The sequence below is a fragment of the Antribacter gilvus genome (assembly GCF_003946865.1).
Taxonomy (GTDB): Bacteria; Actinomycetota; Actinomycetes; order Actinomycetales; family Cellulomonadaceae; genus Antribacter; species Antribacter gilvus.
Genome location: NZ_QXTH01000009.1, coordinates 43288 through 62374, shown reverse-complemented (window position 1 = coordinate 62374; position 19087 = coordinate 43288). Strand labels below are relative to the sequence as shown.

Below are 19087 nucleotides of genomic sequence, written 5' to 3'. Positions count from 1 at the left end.
GTGAACCACAGAACGAGAATCATTATCAAAAGTGCCCCCCGGCCGCCGCCGGCGCCGGGCCCAGCCGGCCCGCCCTACGCGGGCGGCTCCGCGAGCCAGGCGAACCAGGACGGCTCGGGGACCTGGTCCAGGCTGTGGACGTCCTCGGGCGTCAGCACGCCCGCCTGGACGAGCCCGCGCGCGACGATCGCGGCGACGGCCGCCGCACCGGGAGTGTTGAAGTGCGTGTCGTCCCGGCGCCCGTCGGGCGTGTGGAGGAGGTACCGCGTGGTCTCGTCGGGCCCGAGGCGCTGCCACAGGGCGAGCGTGGTCCGCTGGACCTCGACGAACGGGACGCCCTCCCGCTCGGCGAGCGCGCGCATCGCGTCCGGGTACTCGCCGTGGGTGGGAAGAGCCTTCCCACCCTCGTCGAACCGGCGCCGCTCCGCCGAGGTGGCGAGCACGGGGACCGCCCCGCGCTCCCGGACACCCTCCAGGTAGAGGGCGAGGTGCTCCTGGTAGGTGGACCAGGGCTCGGTGTACCGGGTGGGATCCTCGATCTTCTCGTCGTTGTGCGAGAACTGGATCACCACCACGTCGCCCTCGCGCGCCTCTGCGAGGAGCGCCGCGAGGCGCCCCTCGTCCACGAAGCTCTTGGTGCTGCGACCGTTGCGCGCGTGGTTGGCGACGGCGATCCGGTCAGCGAGGTAGAACGGCAGGGCCATCCCCCAGCCCGCCTCGGGGGCGACGCCGAGGTCCTTGGGGGCGGCCGTCGAGTCACCGGCGAGGAAGATCGTGCGGGCCGGGGTGGCGGCGCTCTCGGTGGTCATGGGGCGTCGTTGCCTCTCGTCGTCGGTGACATGTTGGAAAGCGCTTGCCATCCTAGTCAGCGGGCTGCCGCCCACGCCAGGTCGTCGTCCCGGTCCGTGTCCGGCCCAGCCTGCGGCCCGGCCCCCGACTCCGGACCCGCCGCGGGACCGGCCCCCGGCCCCGGCTCCCCCGCGTACGCCCCCGCGACCGGGCCCGGCACCGCGAGCGCCGCGATCGCCGTCGTGATCGGGATGGCGAGCACCAGGCCGATCGACCCGACGAGCGTGCGGACCACCTCCTCGGCGATCTCGCCCGATGAGAGTGCCGACACGGGCGACTGGTCGATCAACCAGACCATCATGATGAGCGGCAGCGCGGCGCCGACGTAGGCGAAGGCGATCGTGTAGACCGTGGACGCGATGTGGTCGCGCCCGATGCGCATCGCGCGGGCGAAGAGCTCTCCGCGGGTGGCCCCGGGCGCCACGGCCCGCAGCTCCCAGACGGCAGACGCCTGCGTGATCGTCACGTCGTTGAGCACGCCCATGCCCGCGAGCACGAGCCCGCACAGGGCGATGCCTCGCAGGTCGGCACCGGGCGCGGCGGACGGGAGGTACTGGGCGGACTCGGACGTGGCACCGGTCAGCTGGGCGGCGCCCGCTGCCCAGCCGCCGACGACGGCGGTCAGCGCCAGGCCGAGCAGCGTCCCGAGCAGCGCGGCCGACGTCCGGGCGGAGAACCCGTGCGCCAGGTAGAGCGTGGCGAACATGACCAGCGAGGCGGTCACCAGAGCCACCGCCATCGCCGGCTGGCCGGCGAGCAGGGCGGGCATGGTGAAGCCGAGGAGCACCGCGAAGGCGACGCCGAGCCCGACCATGGCCGCGAGGCCCCGCCAGCGGGCCACGAGCAGCACCACCAGGCCGTAGGCGACGGCGAGCCAGCCGAGGGGGACCTCCCGCTGGAAGTCCATGAAGACGAGCGGGTCGACCGCCTGCGCGATCTCCTCGATGCTGAGCGCCACGATCCGGTCGCCGGGCTCGAGCGGGATCGTCGGACCGGGCGACTGCATCGACGACAGCTCCCCCGAAGGCAGCCGCACGGGGATGCTGCCCGTCTCCGGGTCGGCGTGGCCCTCGATCGTCACGTCGACGAACTTGCTGCCCTCGGCGACGACGGGCACCCGGTCAGGCACCTCGTCGGCGCTCGGCCAGAGCGCCCACAGGCCGATCAGAGTCGCGAGGAGCGCCGGGACCAGGGTGGCCGCGAGGACGGCTCGCGTCCTCGGGGGCGATGCGGGCACAGGCCCGTGGGAGTGTGCGTGGGCAGCCATGGCGGCATCCTCACACGGCGAGGGTGCCCGACGCCGGTCGGTCGTCTCCCCAGCGAGGCGACCGGCCGGCGCCGGGCGGCAGGGGGGCCGCTCAGGCCGGGATGAATCCCGATCCGCGGACGAGCCGTGCGCAGGCGTGGGTCGGGGTGCCGGTGCGCGGGTCGAGCGACACGACGGTGACCGTGTTCTCCCCTTCCCGCACCACCGGCCAGGGGACGTAGAGGCTGTGCTGCGGGCCTGCGGCGTCGAACCGGCCGAGGCAGAAGCCGTTGACGAACGCGACGCCGCGGTCGACCCCGTCGACCGCGAGGCGGGTGTCGGCGCGCTGCGGCGCGACGAACGTGCCCGTCAGCGTCAGCGGCGCCACCTCGGCCACCGCCTCGTTCGCCGCGTCCCACCGGGCGAGGCGGTCCAGCTCGTCGAGCCGGACGGCGCGGCTCGTCCAGCCGTGCACCACCTGCCGTTCGTGCATCACGTGGCCGGTGATGCCCTTGGGCTCGCCCACGAGCGGCCCGTAGTTGACGCGCCCGAGGGTCTCGACGACCACGTCGATACGCAGCCCTTCCGCGGGCACCGCGGGCAGCGGCACCTCCACCACCGGTCCGGCGCCCGAGCCGACGAGGCGGCCCGCGGCGTAGACGGACGCCCGGTCGTGGACCCCGGTGACGCGCAGCGGGAGCGGGGCGCGCGGGCCGCTTACGACGGCGGTGTGGATCACGACGCCCTGGTCGAGCCCGAGCTCCTCGACGGTCGGCACCGGCGACGTCGAGACCCCGGCGGCGGCGGCGAACGCCGACCCGGCCACCGGGACGAGCCGGAAGGCCTGCTCCTCGAGCTCCGGCAGGCGCAGCGGCACGTCGGGCACCTCGGACTCGTCCCCGACCGAACGGCGGAACCCGAGCAGCGCGTCACGGAAGCGCCAGTACGTCTCGGTGGGGTCGCCGCGCTCGTCGATCGGCGCGTCGTAGTCGTAGCTCGTGATGGTGGGCTGGTACTCGCCGTCGTGCACGGGACCGCCGCGGTTGGCCCCCGCCCACGGGCCGAAGCTCGTGCCGCCCTGCGCCATGTACAGGTTCACCGAACCCCCGTGGTCGAGGATCTCGCGCAGCGCGTTCTCGGCGTCCCGCGGCTCGCGCTCGGTGTGGTCCTCGCCCCAGTGGTCGAACCAGCCGTCCCAGAACTCCATGCAGATGCGAGGCTGGTCGGGCCGGAACTTGTCCAGCGCCGCGAACGCGCGTCCCGCCCGGCTGCCGAAGTTCACGGTCGCCAGCACTCCCGGGAGGGTGCCCCCGGCGAGCATCCAGTCCTCGTCGCCGTCCGACGTGAACAGCGGGACGTCGATCCCGCGCGCCACGAGACCCGCGCGCAGGTGCTCCAGGTACGCCGCGTCCGAGCCGTAGGAGCCGTACTCGTTCTCCACCTGGACCATCGAGACCGGCCCGCCCCGCGTGTGCTGCATCGCCGCGACCCGCGGGATGAGCTCGTCGAACCAGCGGTCCACCGCCGGCAGGTAGGTGTCGTCCAGGCACCGGATCCGCGTGCCTGTGCGCGCGGTCAACCAGGCCGGCAGCCCGCCGTTCTCCCACTCCGCGCAGATGAACGGTCCCGGCCGGACGATGACGTCGAGCCCTTCCCGGTCCGCCAGCGCGACGAAGCGCTCCAGGTCCGCGAGGCCCTCGAAGTCGTAGCGCCCCTCGTCCCGCTCGTGCAGGTTCCAGGGTACGTACGTCTCGACGGTGTTGAGACCCATCGCGTGGAGCATGCGCAGCTGCCGCGCCCACTGGTCCGGGTGGACCCGGAAGTAGTGGAGGGCGCCCGAGAGGATGCGGTGCGAGCGGCCGTCGCGCAGGAGCTGCGCGCCGTAGACGGTCAGGCTGGTCATGCTGGTCTCCCTCGGGGGCTACGCGGTTCGACGGCTACGCGATGTGGGCGAGGCTCGACTCGGGCACGCCGTCGGCGAACTCGAGCCCGCGTGCGTAGCGCGCCGCCTCGCGCAGGGCGGCGTCGCCCAGGCGCAGGAGCTCGTTGCCCTGCGAGCCGGCGATGTGCGGGGTGAGCACCAGGTTGGGTGCCGAGAAGAGCGGCGAGCCCGCGTCGAGCGGATCCGGGTCGGTGACGTCGATGACGGCGTACAGCCGCCGCGACTCGAGCTCCGCCACGAGCGCGCCCTGGTCGACGAGGCTGCCCCGGGCGGTGTTGATCAGCGTGGCGCCGTCGCGCATCAGGGCGAGGGCGGCACCGTCGATCATGTGGTGCGTCTCGGCGTTCGCGGGGGCGTGCACGCTGACGACGTCGCTCCTGCGGAGCAGCTCCTCCAGGCCGACACGCGTCACGCCCGGCACGTCGTCGGGCGCCACCGGGTCGTACAGCAGCACCTCGACGTCGAAGGGCGCGAGCAGCTCGATCACCCGGCGCCCGATCCGCGAGGCGCCGACGATGCCCGCGACGACGCCGTTGTTGCCCCACCGCGCGTGCCGGGCCGACGGCGGCCGGTAGTCCTGCGTGCTGCGGTACTCGTCCGAGATCGCGAAGATGCGCTTGCCCGCCAGGAGGATCGCGGCGAGCGTGAACTCGGCGACCGGGAGCGCGTTCGCCCCGGCGGCCGTGCTGACGCGCACGCCCCGGGCGTAGGCCTCGGCGGTCATGATGCCCTTGGTCGAGCCGGCCGTGTAGACGACGGCGCGGAGCTTCGGCATCCGGTCGAGCAGACCGGCGTCGAGGAGGGGCGCGCCCCAGCCGGCGACCAGCACCTCGATCTCGTCCACCGGGCCGGGGAACCGGCCCTCGGAGTCCATGATCCCGGGCAGGAGGTCCAGGACCTCGCCGAGGCGCTCGGCCGCGTCGGACCCGAACAGCCGCACTGGCAGGTCCGGCAGCATCGCGAGGGCGGCGACGGGACGGCGGGCGGTCACTTGAGCGCCCCCGCCCCGATGCCGGCCTTCCAGTAGCGCTGGAGGGCGAGGAAGAGCGCCACGACGGGCAGCATCGCGAGGAGCGACCCCACGATGACGAGCGGCGCGTACGCCGGGTCCGCGATCTCCTGCTGGTTCCAGGTGTAGATGCCCAGCGCGACGGGGAACAGCGAGCGGTCCGTGAGCATGACCAGCGGCAGGAAGAAGTTGTTCCAGATGGCGCTGAACGCCATGAGGAAGAGCGTCACGGCGGCGGGCTTGAGCACCGGCAGCGCCACGCTGAAGAACGCCCGGAAGTCGCCCGCGCCGTCGATCCGTGCTGCCTCGATGAGCTCGCGAGGCACGTACGAGGCGATGAAGATGCGGGCGAGGTACACCCCGAACGGGCTCGCCACCTGCGGCAGGAAGACTCCCCAGAAGGTGTTGACCATTCCCGTGCTCGACGCGAGCAGGTACAGGGGCATGGTGGTCACGGCGGCCGGGACGAGCACGCCGATCAGCACGAAGCCGAAGGCCTTCTCCTTGCCGCGGAAGTCGTACATCTCGAAGGCGAACGCCGCCAGCAGCGAGACCAGCACGGACAGCGCCGCGCCCACCCCGGCGTACGCCACGGTGTTGAGCATCCAGCGACCGAAGATGCCCCCGTCCTCGGCGAACATGCGCGTGAGGTTCTCGACGAAGTTCAGGTCGGCCAGCGCGAACCCGTGCGTGCCGACGAGGTCGGCGGTGTCCTTGGTGGACGCGATGACGAGCCACGTCAGCGGCAGCAGCGTGTAGAGCGCGAACCCGGCCAGGACAAGGTTCACCACGATGCGGGAGGCCCAGGCGGGCCGGCGGCCGGCGGCCGCGCGAGCGGAGCCGCGGCGGTGGGCCGGGCTGCCGCCGCGGGGCGGGGCCGCGGGGCCCGCGCCGGCGGGTGCGCCGGGCACCGGAGGGACGGAGGTCGCGGTGGTCATGACGAGGCCTTTCGTCCGACGCGGGTCACGAGCCAGGACAGGACGCCGATCACGGCGGCGAACAGCACGGCCGACGCCGCGGCATACCCCATGTCCTGCTGCACGAAAGCGGTCTGGTAGATGAACATGTTGGGCGTCCAGGTCGAGCTGATGGCGGGCGCGCGCGAGGCCAGCAGGAGCGGCTCGGCGAAGAGCTGCATGGCACCGACCACCGTGAACAGCACGGCGACGGTGACCGCGCCCAGGATCATGCGCGCCTTGATCTGCACGGCGGTGCGGATCGGTCCGGCGCCGTCGATCGACGCGGCCTCGAGGACCTCCCCGGGGATCGCCTGCAGGGCCGCGTAGAAGAGGATGACGTTGTAGCCGAGGTGCAGCCAGGTCGCGAGGTTGCCGAGCGCGAACAGCGCGGAGAGCCGGGACGTGAGGTCCCACGTGCCCCCGGCGGTCTCGAACGCCTCGATCAGCGGGCTCACGCCGGGGGTGTAGAGGTACAGCCAGATGATCGCGGCGATCAGGGCCGGCACGATGTGCGGCACGAACAGCGCCAGCCGGAAGAACGGCCGCGCCTTCGCGGCGGCGGAGTCCAGCAGCAGTGCCAGGACGAGCGCGACGCTGATCATCACCGGGATGTACACGAGGCAGTAGAGCAGGACGTTGACGAAGCCCGTGAGGAACTGGCTGTCGCCCAGGGCCTGCGTGAAGTTGTCCAGGCCGACGAACACCTGCTCGGTGCCGCCGAAGCCCAGGCCGCCGGTCGTCTGCTCGGAGTAGAGGCTCAGCCCGAGCGAGTACAGCAGCGGCAGGATCGTGAAGATCCCGTAGAGCACGAAGAACGGGGCCAGGAACAGCAGCACCATGCGGGGGAAGCGGGCACGGCGAGGCTTCGCTGTCGCTGTCGCTCGCGCTGTCGGGGTCGCGGTCAGGGCGCTCATCGTTCCTCCTTTCGGGGGCCGGGGGCACCGGCGGTCGCCGGTGCCCCCGGTCATCGCGTCGTCGCGGGGTCGGAGCGGCTCAGGTCACTTGACCGAGATGCCGCGGTTCTTCATGTCGGAGACGGTGGCCTCCTGAGCCGGGCCGAAGATGTCGGTCAGCTTCGACTGGCCGGCCTTCACCTTCGCGCTGCCGTCGGCGAGCGCAGTGAGGGTGGTGGACGTCGCGGGGCCCCAGAGCCAGCCGGCGGGGATCGTGTCCACGCCCTCCTCTGCCACGGCGTAGATGTCCTGGCCACCGAAGAACGCGGTGTCGAAGGCCTCCGACGCCGCCGAGCGGGCCTCGGCGTTGGCCGGGAAGACGGTGGACGCGCCGCCGTCGATCCGGGCCTTGATGCCCTCGGGGTTGGTGGTCATCCACTCGATGAACGTGAGCGCCGCCTCCTGCTTCTCGCTGTTGGCGCTGATGCCGAAGGTGGAGCCGCCGTACATGGCGGCCGTCGGGCCGTCCGGGCCGGGGAGCGGGGCGACCTTCCACTTGCCCGCCTGGTCCGGGTAGGTCTGCGTGAGGCCCGCGCCGTACCAGGAGCCGCTGATCACCGAGAGCAGCTGGCCGGCGGCCTGCTTCTGCTGCAGCGCCTCGGCCTCGTCGGTCCAGACCAGGCCGCGGTCGACGAGGTCCTGCTGGAACTCGGCGCTGGCCTCGGTCTCCGGGCTGTCGATGTCGATCTTCCACGAGTCGCCGTCGACGGCGGCCCAGGTCGCGCCGTGCTGCCACGCCAGGGCGGCGTAGGCGGCCGGGTCACCGAGGGTCGAGGCGCCGATGCGGACGTTCGGGTCGGCGGCGGCCACCTTCTCGGCTGCCGCGACGTACTCCTCCCAGGTGGTCGGCACCTCGATGCCGTGCTGCTGGAACAGGTCCTCGCGGTAGAAGAACTGGTACACGCCGAGGTCGAGCGGCACGGACCAGGTGGTGCCGCCGAACTGGACGAGCGACTTCACGGAATCGGGAAAGCTCGAGTCGACGAGGTCGCCGGCGATGTCGGTGATGTCCTGGAGCACGCCCTGGGTCGCCATGTCGGCGACACGGGGGTACTCCACCGTCACGACGTCGGGCGCCGTGCCGGCCGTGACCTGGTTGGTGAGCTGCGGGTAGTTGTCGGCACCGCTCGCGACCTCCTGGAAGGTCACCTTCACCTCGTCCTGGGACGCGTTGAAGGCCTCGACGACCTGTGCCGAGTTGCGCAGCCACGAGGAGAACGTGATCTCCACGGGACCGGTGGGCTTCTCGGACTCTGCGGTCTGAGTGTCTGCCGGCGCGTTCGACGCACAGGCGGCAGTGGCTGCGAGAGCCGTGACCGTCAGGGCGGCGAGCGCGGTTCGCGACGTCTTGCGCCAGTACTTCATCGGACTGCTCCTCCGTGATGGGGGTGGTGATTGACCTCACCTTGCGCTATCGATCCGAGCGGGTCAAGACAGTTTTCGAAAAAAGGTTCAGAAAACCTTGGATTCGAAAGAAACGATCACTTTTGGAGCCTCCGGTCGCGGGTTCGCGACCGCCCGCGCCCCCGACAGTGCGGCGAGCCCACACGACACCGGCTGAAAACGCCCGCTCAGGGTTCCCCTGTGATCGAATCGACGCTAGATTGATCGATCGAAGGCCCGATCGATCACTACCGCATCGATCACTACCGCAGAGAGGGACCACGATGGCCCGGAGCGTGCAGGAACGTCGCCGCGAGATCCTCCAGCTGCTCGCCGAGGCGTCGCCGCGTCGACTCTCCGACCTGTCCCATCTGCTCAGCGTCTCGCCGGTCACGCTCCGGCGCGACGTGGAAGACCTCGCCGCCCAGGGCAGGCTGCGGCGCACCCACGGCGAGGTGTCCGCGCTCAGCGACGAGGACCGGGCGGGCCGAGGCCTGCCGTTCACGGTCGGCATCGTGGTGCCGCACGCCGAGTACTACTTCGGCGCGGTCATCCACGGCGCCCGGGCGGCCGCCGCGAGCGCGTCCGCGGGCGCGCGGCTCACCCTCGGGGTCTCCGCCTACGACCTGCCGATCGAGCGCCGCCTGGTCGCCGGCCTGATCGAGCGCGGCGTCGACGGCCTCCTCATCGCGCCCACGCCCGACTTCGAGACGGGCGAGCTCAGCGACCCCGTGCAGGCATGGCTCGCCTCCATCCCCGTCCCCGTCGTCCTCGTCGAGCGGCCCGTGGCCCCGGGCGGCCGGGCCTCCATGCTCGACGGCGTGGGCTCCGCCCACAGCGTCGGCTCCGCGAGCGCCGTACGGCACCTCGCCGACCTGGGCCACCAGAAGCTCGCGTTCGTCGCGATCTCCGGCCCCAACACGGCGCACGTGCGCGACGGGTACCGCCGCGGGATCGCCGGCTCCGCCGCGACCTCGCTCGCGGAGCTCTACGAGGATCTCGCCGATCCCGCCGCACTCGACGGCGAGCTCAAGCGGCTGGTCGACGACGGCGTGACCGGTCTCGTCGTGCACAACGACCAGCTCGCCCTGCGGTTGCTCGGCCGGTTCGACGGCCTCGGCCTCCGCGTGCCCGAGGACCTCTCGCTCGTCTGCTACGACGACATCAGCGCCGAGCTCGCCCAGCCCGCGCTCACCGCCGTGGCGCCCCAGAAGGCCGCCGTCGGGCGTCGGGCGTTCCAGCTGCTCGCCGAGCGGATCGCGCAGCGGGCCGCGGGCGAGCAGCCCACCGGCGCGGAGCGGGTCCAGCTCGTCCCGCTCCTCCACGAGCGCAGCTCGACCCGCCCGCTCCGCTGATCCCGGCCCTCACGTCTGATCCCCGTATCCGCCCGCCCGGTGCCGGTACACGACCACCGCCACGTCGTCGCGGGCCCGGCCGGGGACCAGCGCCTCGACGAGGTCTTCGGCGGGCGTGTCCGACGTCGGCCCGCTGAACAGCTCACGCGCCGTCTGCTCGAGGCGGTCCAGGCTCACCCGCAGCGACTCGCCGCGCCGCTCGATCATCCCGTCCGTGTAGAGAACCAGGGTGTCGCCGGGCCGCAGGCGGGTCAGGGTCTCTCGCCGTGGCGTCTTCCCGACGGCGAGCGGCGCCCCCCGCGCACCGTCGAGCCACACGGTGCCGCGGCGGCCGACGACCAGGCCGGGCGGGTGCCCGGCGACCGCATAGACCATGCTGCCCGTCCGCTCGTCCAGCACCCCGCAGAAGACGGTGGCGAACTCGGCTCCTGGCAGCGACCCCACGAAGCGGTCGAGCGCCGCCAGGGTGGCCGCGGGCCCGTGCTCCTCGAGCAGGAGGGCGCGGGCGGCGCTCCGCAGCGGCCCCATGCGGGCGGCCGCCTCGAGCCCGTGGCCGCTGCAGTCGCCCACGATGATCCCCCGCCGTCCCTCGTCGAGCCGGACCACGTCGTACCAGTCGCCACCCACCGCGAGGTTGCCGTCGGCCGGCCGGTAGGCGGTGTACCACCCCGCAGGCGGGGCCTCCGGCGTCATCGCGAGCTGCAGCGTGTCGGAGACGGTCCGCAGCTGGTCCACCTCGCGGAGGTGCTCCACGGTCACCTCGATCGCGCGGGCGACCACCGACGCGAGCAGGAGCAGGTACGACCGGTAGGCGTCGTCGAAGGGCCGCAGCGGGCTCGCCGCCAGCACCAGCACGCCGTGCTTGCGCCCGGAGGCGGCCACGAGCGGCGCGAGCACGACGTCGTCCGCCACGACGAGCGGCTCGCCCCCCGCGAGCGCGGCCACCAGGTCCTCCGGCGGGGCGAAGACGTCCGGGCGGCCGCGGTGGCTCGTCGCGAGGAGGCTCAACCCGGCCTGGGTGTCGACGTAGAGGTCGGCGCGCAGCACGTCGCGGCTCGCCCCGAGGACCTCGATCGTCCGCAGGCCGATCACGCCCAGGTCGTCGGTCACCTCCTGGAGTGCGGCCGAGAGGTCGCCGAGCGTCGTGAGCCGACGGCGGTCCACCACCTGCCCCGTGGTCTCCGTCGCGATGTCGAGCACGCCCCGCACGGTGCCGTCCTCGTCCTTGAGGGCGCTGTAGGAGAAGGTGAACGCGGTCTCCTCGCGGTACCCGGACCGGCGCATGTAGAGCACCATGTCCTCGATCCACGTCGGGTGCCCCGTGCTGAGCACCTCGTCGAAGAGCGGGGAGATCTCGGCCCAGATCTCGGCCCAGACCACGGAGGCCGGGGCACCCATGGCGCCCGGGTGCTTCTCCGTCCCGAGCATGGCCCGGTAGCCGTCGTTGTAGATCATGGTCAGCTCCGGCCCCCACCCGACGAACACGGGGAACCTCGTGCTGAAGCACAGCTCGACCGCGACGCGCAGGGTCGAGGGCCACGTCGAGGGTGGGCCGAGCGGCGTGGCGGACCAGTCGACCGCGCGCGCCGACGCCCCGGACTCGCTCCCGTCGGTCGCGCGGAGGAACCAGTCAGCACCCATGATCGGACGCTACAAGGAACATCCCCCGTTCACACGCTGCGCACGGGGGATGTCCAGCACCGTCTCAGGCGGCAGCCTCAGGCGGGAACGATGTTCACAAGCTTGGGGGCCCTCACGATCACGGTGCGGACGCCACGCCCGTCCATCGCCTTGACCACGTTGGGCTCGGCGAGGGCCGCCTCGCGGAGGTCGTCCTCGGCGATGTCGGGCGCCACCTCGAGGCGGGCCCGCACCTTGCCCTGCACCTGGACCACGCAGGTCACGGTCTCCTGCACGAGGTACGCCGGGTCGGCGACGGGGAACGGCTCGCGGGCGAGCGAGTGCTCGTGGCCCAGCCGTGCCCAGAGCTCCTCCGCGATGTGCGGGGCGATCGGGGCGGTCATGAGCACGAGCGGCTCGACGGCCTCGCGCGGCACGCGGTCCAGACCCGTGAGGTGGTTGTTCAGGGTGATGAGCTTCGCGATCGCGGTGTTGGGCCGCATGTTCGACATCTCGGCACGCACGTCGGCGATGGCACGGTGCAGCACGCGCAGGGTCCCGGTCTCCGCCGGGTCCTCGCTGACCGTGAGCTCGCCCGTCTCCTCGGAGACGACGTTGCGCCACAGGCGCTGCAGGAACCGCTGGGAGCCGACGACGGCCCGCGTCTCCCACGGACGCGACAGGTCCAGCGGGCCCATCGACATCTCGTAGACCCGGAACGTGTCGGCGCCGTACGACTCGTACATCTCGTCCGGCGTGACGACGTTCTTCAGGGACTTGCCCATCTTCCCGTACTCGCGCTCGACCGGCTTGCCCTGGAAGGTCCAGCCGGTCAGCTCGTCCCCCTCGACCTCGGCCGCGGGCACGTACTGGCCGCGCTCGTCGGTGAAGGCGTACGCCTGGATGTAGCCCTGGTTGAACAGCTTGCCGAACGGCTCGATGCTCGACACCGCGCCCAGGTCGTAGAGCACCTTGTGCCAGAAGCGCGCGTACAGCAGGTGCAGCACCGCGTGCTCGACGCCGCCCACGTACAGGTCGACGCCTCCCGCGGGGCCGCTCGTCGCGTTGTGGCGCGCGCCGAGCCAGTACTTCTCGAGCGCGGGGTCCACCAGGTGCTCGGTGTCCGTGGGGTCGAGGTAGCGCAGGTAGTACCAGCACGACCCGGCCCAGTTGGGCATCGTGTTGGTGTCGCGGCGGTACTCGCGCGGGCCGTCGCCGAGGTCGAGGGTGACCTTCACCCAGTCCTCGTTGCGGCCCAGCGGCGCCTCCGGCTCGGAGGTCACGTCGTCCGGGGCGAAGGTGCGCGGCGCGTAGTCCGGGACGTCCGGCAGGTCGACGGGCAGCAGCTCGTCCGGGATCGCGATCGGGCGGTCCTCGGAGTCCCAGACGATCGGGAACGGCTCTCCCCAGTAGCGCTGGCGGCTGAACAGCCAGTCGCGCAGGCGGTAGGTGGTGGCGCCCTCGCCGATGCCCTTCTCCTCGAGCCACCGGGTGATCGCCACCTTGGCCTCGGGCACGGTCAGGCCGTCGAGCGAGAGGTCCGGGCCGGTCGAGCCCGTGACCTTGCCGTCGCCCGTGTAGGCGCCCGTGAAGTCCTCCGGGAGCCCGCCCTCGGGCTCGACCGTGTGGATCACCGGCAGGTCATAAGCCTCGGCGAACGCGGCGTCGCGCTCGTCGCCCCCGGGGACCGCCATGATCGCGCCGGTGCCGTAGCCCATGAGGACGTAGTCGGCGGTGAAGACGGGGATCTGCAGGCCGGACACCGGGTTCAGCGCCAGGTGGCCCGTGAAGACGCCGGTCTTCTTGCCGGCGTCGGCCTGGCGCTCCACGGCCGTCTTGCCGGCCGCCTCGCGGCGGTACGCGGCCACCGCCTCGACGGGCGTGGCGTACCCGCCGGTCCAGGAGCTCCGCGTGCCGTCGGGCCAGGCCGACGGCACCTCGTCGAGCAGCGGGTGCTCGGGCGAGACCACCATGAACGTGGCGCCGAACAGCGTGTCCGGGCGGGTGGTGAAGACCTCCACCTGCGCCCCCGCGCCGGCCGGGTCGTACTCGGCCGTGCCGACCACGTCGAAGCGGACCTTGGCGCCCGCCGAGCGGCCGATCCAGTTGCGCTGCATCGCCTTGACCTTCTCGGGCCAGTCGATGTGCTCCAGGTCGTCGGTGAGACGGTCCGCGTACGCCGTGATGCGCATCTTCCACTGGCGCAGGTTGCGCTGGAACACCGGGAAGTTGCCGCGCTCGGAACGGCCGTCGGCCGTGACCTCCTCGTTCGCCAGCACCGTACCGAGGCCGGGGGCCCAGTTCACGGGCGAGGAGTCGACGTAGGCGAGGCGCTGCGCGTCGACGACGTCACGCTGCTCCTCGCGGGACAGGGCGGCCCAGACCGCGCCGCCCGTGTTGTCGCCGTCGTGCCCCGGGACGGGACGGTTGCCGGCGGCCAGCTCGGCCTCCAGCTCGGCGATGCGCCGGGCCCGGCCGGTGCCGCCGCCCGGCCGCGGCGCCTCCGCGTCGTACCAGGAGTCGAAGATCTGCAGGAAGATCCACTGCGTCCAGCGCACGTAGTCGGAGTCGATCGTGGCGAACGTGCGGCGCGGGTCGTGCGCCAGGCCGAGCCGGCGCAGCTGGCGCCGCATGTTGGCGATGTTCGCCTCGGTGGTGTCGCGCGGGTGCTGCCCCGTCTGCACGGCGTACTGCTCGGCGGGCAGGCCGAACGAGTCGTAGCCGAGGGCGTGCAGCACGTTGTCGCCGCACATGCGGCGGAACCGGCCCGTGACGTCAGTGGCGATGTAGCCCAGCGGGTGACCCACGTGGAGACCCGCGCCCGAGGGGTACGGGAACATGTCCATGATGAAGAACGGGTCGCCCGACGGGCCCTCCCCTCCCGGTCCCGTGAGCGGTCCCGTGGGGTTCGCGGCGTGGAACGTGCCGAGCTCCTCCCAGCGGTCCTGCCAGCGCAGCTCGATCTCCTGAGCGAGGGCCGGGGTGTAACGGAAACGGGGCTCGTCCGAGGTGGACTGTGCAGTGGTGGAGCGTTCTGCGGCGTCGGGCGTGGTCACCCACGGGAGTCTACCGATCCGCCCCGCCGGCCCGCTCCCCGGTCTGCGGTCCCCTTCGACGGGGGCGGCGGACCCGGCGCGGGCGGCGTCAGGCGAACGACGCGACGAGGTGGTCGCCCACGGTGACCATCAGCCAGGCCACGGCCACCACGTAGCCGATGACCAGGATGATCACCCGGTTGCCCACCACGAGCTGGCGCACGGTCTCGCCCGCGGGGAGGTACCCGGACTGGACCCCGCGCACCACCTGGAACCACAGCAGCGGCCACATGATCGTCCACACGACCATGCAGGCCGGGCAGAGCGCCACCAGCACATAGAAGCTCGTGTACATGAGGAAGACGATGAGCGCCTGCCCGAGCACGGTGCCGGCGAGGAGCGACAGCCAGTACCAGCGCGGCAGGCGCGCGCCGACCAGCAGCACCACGCCCGTGGTCATGACCACCGGGAACGCCAGCAGGCCCAGGTAGGGGTTGGGGAAGCCGAGCAGCGCGCCCTGCCACGAGCTCATGGCCGCCCCGCACTGGACGAACAGGTTGATCGTGCACGACGCCTCGCGCTCCGGCTGCACCAGCGCCAGGTACTTCTCGATGGCCAGCCACATCGAGCCGCCGAACCCGACGAAGCCCAGCAGGAGCAGCAGGACCCCGAACGTCCGCTCGCCCAGAGGCCGCGGCCCGACGACGGCGCTCGCCTCGGCGAGGTCCGTCGCCTCGGCCTCGGGCCCGTCGGTGGTGGTGCTGTCGGTCACGTGGCGCTCCAGGGTTCGGCCGGTGTCGGCAGGGACAGTTGGCGCAGGGCGACGGCCCAGCCGGCGCCCAGGTGCGGCTACCGTACCGCCGGATCCTGGGGCCAGGCTGACAGACGGGTCACCGATCCGTCACGCCCCGGTCGTGGCCGGCGTGCACCACGCGCTGCCGCGCGAAGGCCAGGAGCAGCACGAGCCCGAGCACCGTGACGACCGCTCCCGCCCAGGCGGGCGCGAGGTAGCCCCACCCGCCGGCGATCACCGCGCCCCCGAGGAACGCCCCGGCGCCGTTGGCGACGTTGAGCCCGGCGTGGCACAGCGCCGCGCCCAGCGACGGCGCGCCCGGCGACAGGTCCATGAGCCGCGTCTGGAACGCCAGCCCGAGCATCTGCGAGGTCACGCCCAGGAGGAACAGGGAGACCAGCGCAGGGACCACCAGGTGACCGGTCAGGCCGAAGAGGACCAAGGACGCCGTGGTGCTCACGAAGCCGATGACCACAGCCCGCAGGACACCCAGGTCGGCGAGGCGGCCGCCGATCTGGGTACCCACCGTCATGCCGATGCCGAACAGCGCGAGCACCCACGGCACGTGGCCCTCCGCCAGCCCGGTCACCTTGGTCATGGTGGGTGCCACGTACGAGTAGACGGCGAACAGCCCGCCGAACCCGACCGAGCCCGCGACGAAGGCCGCCCAGAGCGGGAGGTTTCGCAGGCTGCCCAGCTCCGAACGGACCGAGCCCCCCGGCCCGCCGGCGGCGTCGGGAACGAGCCGCCAGAGGCCCACCACCGTCACGACGCCGAGCAGGCCGATCACCACGTACGACATGCGCCAGCCCGCCTGCTGGCCCACGAAGGTGGCGAGCGGGACGCCCACGACGTTGGCGATGGTGAGCCCCGTCATCATCGTGGCGACCGCCTGCCCCCGCAGGGCCGGACCGACCACGGCGGCTCCCACGGCCGCGCCCACACCGAAGAACGCGCCGTGCGGCAGCCCGGCGAAGAACCGGCCGACCACGAGCCACTCGATGCTGGGTGCCGCCGCCGAGAGCACGTTGGCGACGGTGTAGGCGGCCATCAGGACGACGAGGAGGCGCTTGCGCGACATCCGGGCGGCCGCGACGGTGAGGAGCGGCGCTCCCACGACCACGCCGAGCGCATACGCGGTGATGGTGTGCCCCACCTCGGGGTCGGTCGCCCCGAGGTCGGCGCCCACCTGGGGCAGAAGGCCCATGGCGGCGAACTCGGTGGTGCCGATGGTGAAGCCGCCGACCGCGAGCGCCACGAGCGCCGGAGCGGCGGCGCGCAGGGTGGGCCCGGCGACCGGGCCGTCAGTGAGAGTGGCCATGACGTCTCCCGGGGTGTCGAATCGATCTGAGAGGACGACGTCGACAACACCGGCGACGAGAGGTGGTTTACGGCAGACCTTACCCCGGGACCCCTACCCAGACCCGTGAGGCGGCGAGGAGACCGAGGTCGGCGGAGTGCTCGTCGGGTGCGCCGCCGTCGGCCTGCGACCCGGGCCGCGTCCACCGGACGGCGACCGTGCCGGCGTACTCGCGCCGGGCGACGACCTCCACCTCGACGTCCAGGTCGAAGCCGATCTGGCCCAGGTAGCGCAGGGCTTCGGGGTCGGCGTCGCTGATGCGCACCACGGGGCCGGCGGCACCGGCGGCCATGCTCGACAGGGGCACGGCGTGCGGCCGGACGACCGTCCCGTCGGCGCCCGGGATGGGGTCGCCGTGCGGGTCGCGCGACGGGTGCCCGAGCCGGGCGTCGATGCGGTCCACGAGCAGGTCGGACACGGCGTGCTCCAGCACCTCGGCCTCGTCGTGCACCTCGTCCCAGCCGTAGCCGAGCTCGCACACGAGGTACGTCTCGAGGAGCCGGTGGCGGCGCACCATCGCCAGGGCGAGGCCCCGGCCGGTCTCGGTCAGCTCGATGCCGCCGTACGGCTCGTGCTCGAGCAGGCCCTGCGTGCTCAGGCGCCGCACCGTCTCGGAGACCGTCGAGGCGCCGACGCCCATCCGGTCGGCGAGGTGCTTGGTGGTGACCTTCTCGTCCGACCACTCCTGGGCGGACCACACCGCCTTGAGGTAGTCCTGCGCAACGGCGGTCAGCTCGGCCGGGTTGGGAGGTTCTTCCACGAGCACGAGCCTACGTGCCTTACGGGGACGGGCTCGCCGTCGGGGACGGGCTGATGGTCGGGGACGGGTCCGGGACCTCGCCCGGCAGCGGCACCGGGTCCGGCACAGGCTGGCGGTCCGAGATCGTGGCGGACGCGTCGGGCGCGATCGTCACGACCTGCCAGTCGACGAACCGGCGGCTGCCCGGGTCGAACCGCAGGACGGTCATCTCGGCGGTGCCACGCAGCGGACCCACGGTGGGCTGCCCGGACGCAGCCCCGGCCGTGCTCGCGCTGATGTAGCGGAGCCCGTAGCCCACGGGTTCCGGTCCCCTGCGGCGGTGCGTGTGCCCCGACACCTGGAAGGGCACGCACCCGGACTCCAGCGACGGCTCGCCGACGAGAGGCGTGTGGATCAGGAGCAGGTCCACCCGGTCGTCGCCCGTGTAGGAGCCGTCCATGCCGGCGTCCCCGGCGACCTCGCAGGCCGTCTCGGCAAGCCGCTCCGCCGCCGACCTCGGCGTGTCGGCGCGCGCCGCGATGGTGCCCGCCCCGACGCGCGTCTCGAGCGGGTCGCGGTCGCCGAGGATCCGGACGCCCGCCACGTCCACGACGTCCCCGTCGAGGACGATCTCGCCGTGGCTGCGCTCCTGGCGCGAGGTGATCTGCGAGTCGTGGTTGCCGTCGGCGACCACCATGGGCACGCCGTCCGGCAGGGCGGACGCGAACGAGTCGATGCACACCGACTCGACGGAGGTGCCGTTCATCGTGGTGTCGCCCGCGTTGAGCACCGCGTCCGCCCCGGATCGCCGGGCCGCCTCGCGGATGAGGGGCGTCATCCCCGTGTTGCAGTGCAGGTCGCTCACCACGAGGAACGCCACCAGATCCTCCTCCGGCGAGGGGCTGGGGCTGGGCTGGGGCGAGGCCCCGGCCGTGGGCGAGGCCCCGCCCGTCGGTGTGGGGGTCACGGGAGGCGACGGGGACGACGTCGGCCCCCCGGCTGACGCCGCCGCCTCCTGGCCCTCGTCCCACGTGTCCCAGGCCGTGACGAGGTTCGCGTGCGCGTCCAGGTAGAACTGCTCGTTCTGCTGGTAGACGCCCACGAGCTGCCCGCCGTAGGTGTCGATGACGCCGGCGAGACGACCGGTGATGCGCGCGCCCTCCAGCGCCGTGCCGGCGAACACGGGCGAGGCCTCCCGTCCCGCCTCGTCGGGCCGCGCCGGGCCGCTCGCGGTCGACGAGCCCCACACCAGGGCGGCCACCACCACCCCCGCCGTGATCTCCCACGTGCGCGGGGCGAGCGTCCCGGCCAGCTCGGCGCGCCGCGCCGCGCCGAGGAGCAACCACAGGATGCCCGACGCCGCCCCCACCAGCACCAGCCCCAGCACCGTGTTCCGGACCGCGTCCCAGATGAGAGCCCGCGCGATGCTGCCGACCGTCTGCTCGGGCGACGAGAAGAACTGCAGGTAGGAGTCGAGGTCACCGGCGAGCGCGTCCAGGGTCGCCGCCTGGTCGACGGCCGTGAGGTCGGCGGGGATCTCCTTGACCGTGACGCGGACGCCGAGGTTGAGCGGCAGCGGCGAGTCGATCTGCAAGGTCCCGAGGGGTCCGAGGTCGGCGATGACCGCGTCGTCGGCGGTCACCTCGTAGACCGCCTCGTGCGGGCCCAGGCTGAGCTCCGCTCGCGCCGTGGCCAGCCCGTGGACAGCGCAGACGAGGACGACGGCGACGATCGCGAGCGTCCAGCGGACCCAGCGGGGCGGGGTGCGGTGTGCTCGGCTCATCAGGTGACACCTTTGCCGAGCGGACGCCGAGACACAAGCCGGGCTCCGTCGCGGGCCCGGT

General features: G+C 72.7%; 14 protein-coding genes. 1 reads left to right on the top strand and 13 read right to left on the bottom strand.

Annotated elements, in window-relative coordinates:
• Positions 1–74: 74 nt before the first annotated feature.
• The 7 genes from D1350_RS15855 to D1350_RS15825 all read right to left on the bottom strand — a co-directional run bounded on the left by D1350_RS15855 (position 75) and on the right by D1350_RS15825 (position 8323).
• Entirely contained in the window at positions 75–809 is a 735-nt protein-coding gene (locus D1350_RS15855) for a rhamnogalacturonan acetylesterase (RefSeq protein ID WP_240644149.1), read from the bottom strand.
• Between the two features lie 56 nt (positions 810–865).
• On the bottom strand, positions 866–2116 hold the full coding sequence (locus D1350_RS15850; RefSeq protein WP_125777009.1) for a YibE/F family protein: 1251 nt from the start codon (positions 2114–2116) through the stop codon (positions 866–868).
• A 91-nt stretch (positions 2117–2207) separates the two neighbouring features.
• Positions 2208–3998, bottom strand: a complete 1791-nt coding sequence (locus D1350_RS15845) for a glycoside hydrolase family 35 protein (RefSeq protein ID WP_125777008.1) — start codon at positions 3996–3998, stop codon at positions 2208–2210.
• A 34-nt stretch (positions 3999–4032) separates the two neighbouring features.
• The gene (locus tag D1350_RS15840) at positions 4033–5028 is read right to left on the bottom strand and encodes a hydroxyacid dehydrogenase (RefSeq protein WP_240644148.1); all 996 of its coding nucleotides are present in this window, start codon (positions 5026–5028) and stop codon (positions 4033–4035) included.
• Positions 5025–5984, bottom strand: coding sequence for a carbohydrate ABC transporter permease (locus D1350_RS15835; RefSeq protein ID WP_125777007.1), 960 nt, complete (start codon positions 5982–5984; stop codon positions 5025–5027). The genes D1350_RS15840 and D1350_RS15835 overlap by 4 nt, the downstream gene beginning before the upstream one ends.
• The gene (locus tag D1350_RS15830; RefSeq protein WP_125777006.1) at positions 5981–6919 is read right to left on the bottom strand and encodes a carbohydrate ABC transporter permease; all 939 of its coding nucleotides are present in this window, start codon (positions 6917–6919) and stop codon (positions 5981–5983) included. Before D1350_RS15830 ends, D1350_RS15835 begins: the two co-directional genes overlap by 4 nt.
• An 84-nt stretch (positions 6920–7003) precedes the next feature.
• A complete protein-coding gene (locus D1350_RS15825) occupies positions 7004–8323 on the bottom strand; it encodes an ABC transporter substrate-binding protein (protein ID WP_125777005.1) in 1320 nt (439 codons plus the stop codon).
• A 302-nt stretch (positions 8324–8625) separates the two neighbouring features.
• Here D1350_RS15825 and D1350_RS15820 point away from each other — a divergent pair, with 302 nt between their 5' ends.
• Positions 8626–9696: a LacI family DNA-binding transcriptional regulator gene (locus D1350_RS15820; protein ID WP_206074565.1), complete on the top strand. Its 1071-nt coding sequence runs from the start codon at positions 8626–8628 to the stop codon at positions 9694–9696.
• Between the two features lie 9 nt (positions 9697–9705).
• On the opposite strand, the gene D1350_RS15815 is transcribed toward D1350_RS15820, so the two are convergent.
• From D1350_RS15815 to D1350_RS15790, 6 genes are all read right to left on the bottom strand, one after another.
• Positions 9706–11337 carry a PP2C family protein-serine/threonine phosphatase gene (locus D1350_RS15815; protein WP_125777003.1) on the bottom strand — a complete coding sequence of 544 codons (1632 nt, stop codon included), beginning with the start codon at positions 11335–11337 and terminating at the stop codon, positions 9706–9708.
• A gap of 77 nt (positions 11338–11414) precedes the next feature.
• Complete coding sequence (gene leuS / locus D1350_RS15810; RefSeq protein WP_125777002.1) at positions 11415–14372, bottom strand: leucine--tRNA ligase; 2958 nt, start codon at positions 14370–14372, stop codon at positions 11415–11417.
• An 88-nt stretch (positions 14373–14460) separates the two neighbouring features.
• Positions 14461–15123: a vitamin K epoxide reductase family protein gene (locus D1350_RS15805; protein ID WP_240644147.1), complete on the bottom strand. Its 663-nt coding sequence runs from the start codon at positions 15121–15123 to the stop codon at positions 14461–14463.
• A 118-nt stretch (positions 15124–15241) separates the two neighbouring features.
• Positions 15242–16465 carry an MFS transporter gene (locus D1350_RS15800; protein ID WP_125777001.1) on the bottom strand — a complete coding sequence of 408 codons (1224 nt, stop codon included), beginning with the start codon at positions 16463–16465 and terminating at the stop codon, positions 15242–15244.
• Between the two features lie 79 nt (positions 16466–16544).
• Positions 16545–17264, bottom strand: coding sequence for a metal-dependent transcriptional regulator (locus D1350_RS15795; RefSeq protein ID WP_125777000.1), 720 nt, complete (start codon positions 17262–17264; stop codon positions 16545–16547).
• A 19-nt stretch (positions 17265–17283) separates the two neighbouring features.
• Positions 17284–19026 carry a metallophosphoesterase family protein gene (locus D1350_RS15790; protein ID WP_125776999.1) on the bottom strand — a complete coding sequence of 581 codons (1743 nt, stop codon included), beginning with the start codon at positions 19024–19026 and terminating at the stop codon, positions 17284–17286.
• Positions 19027–19087 lie beyond the last annotated feature (61 nt).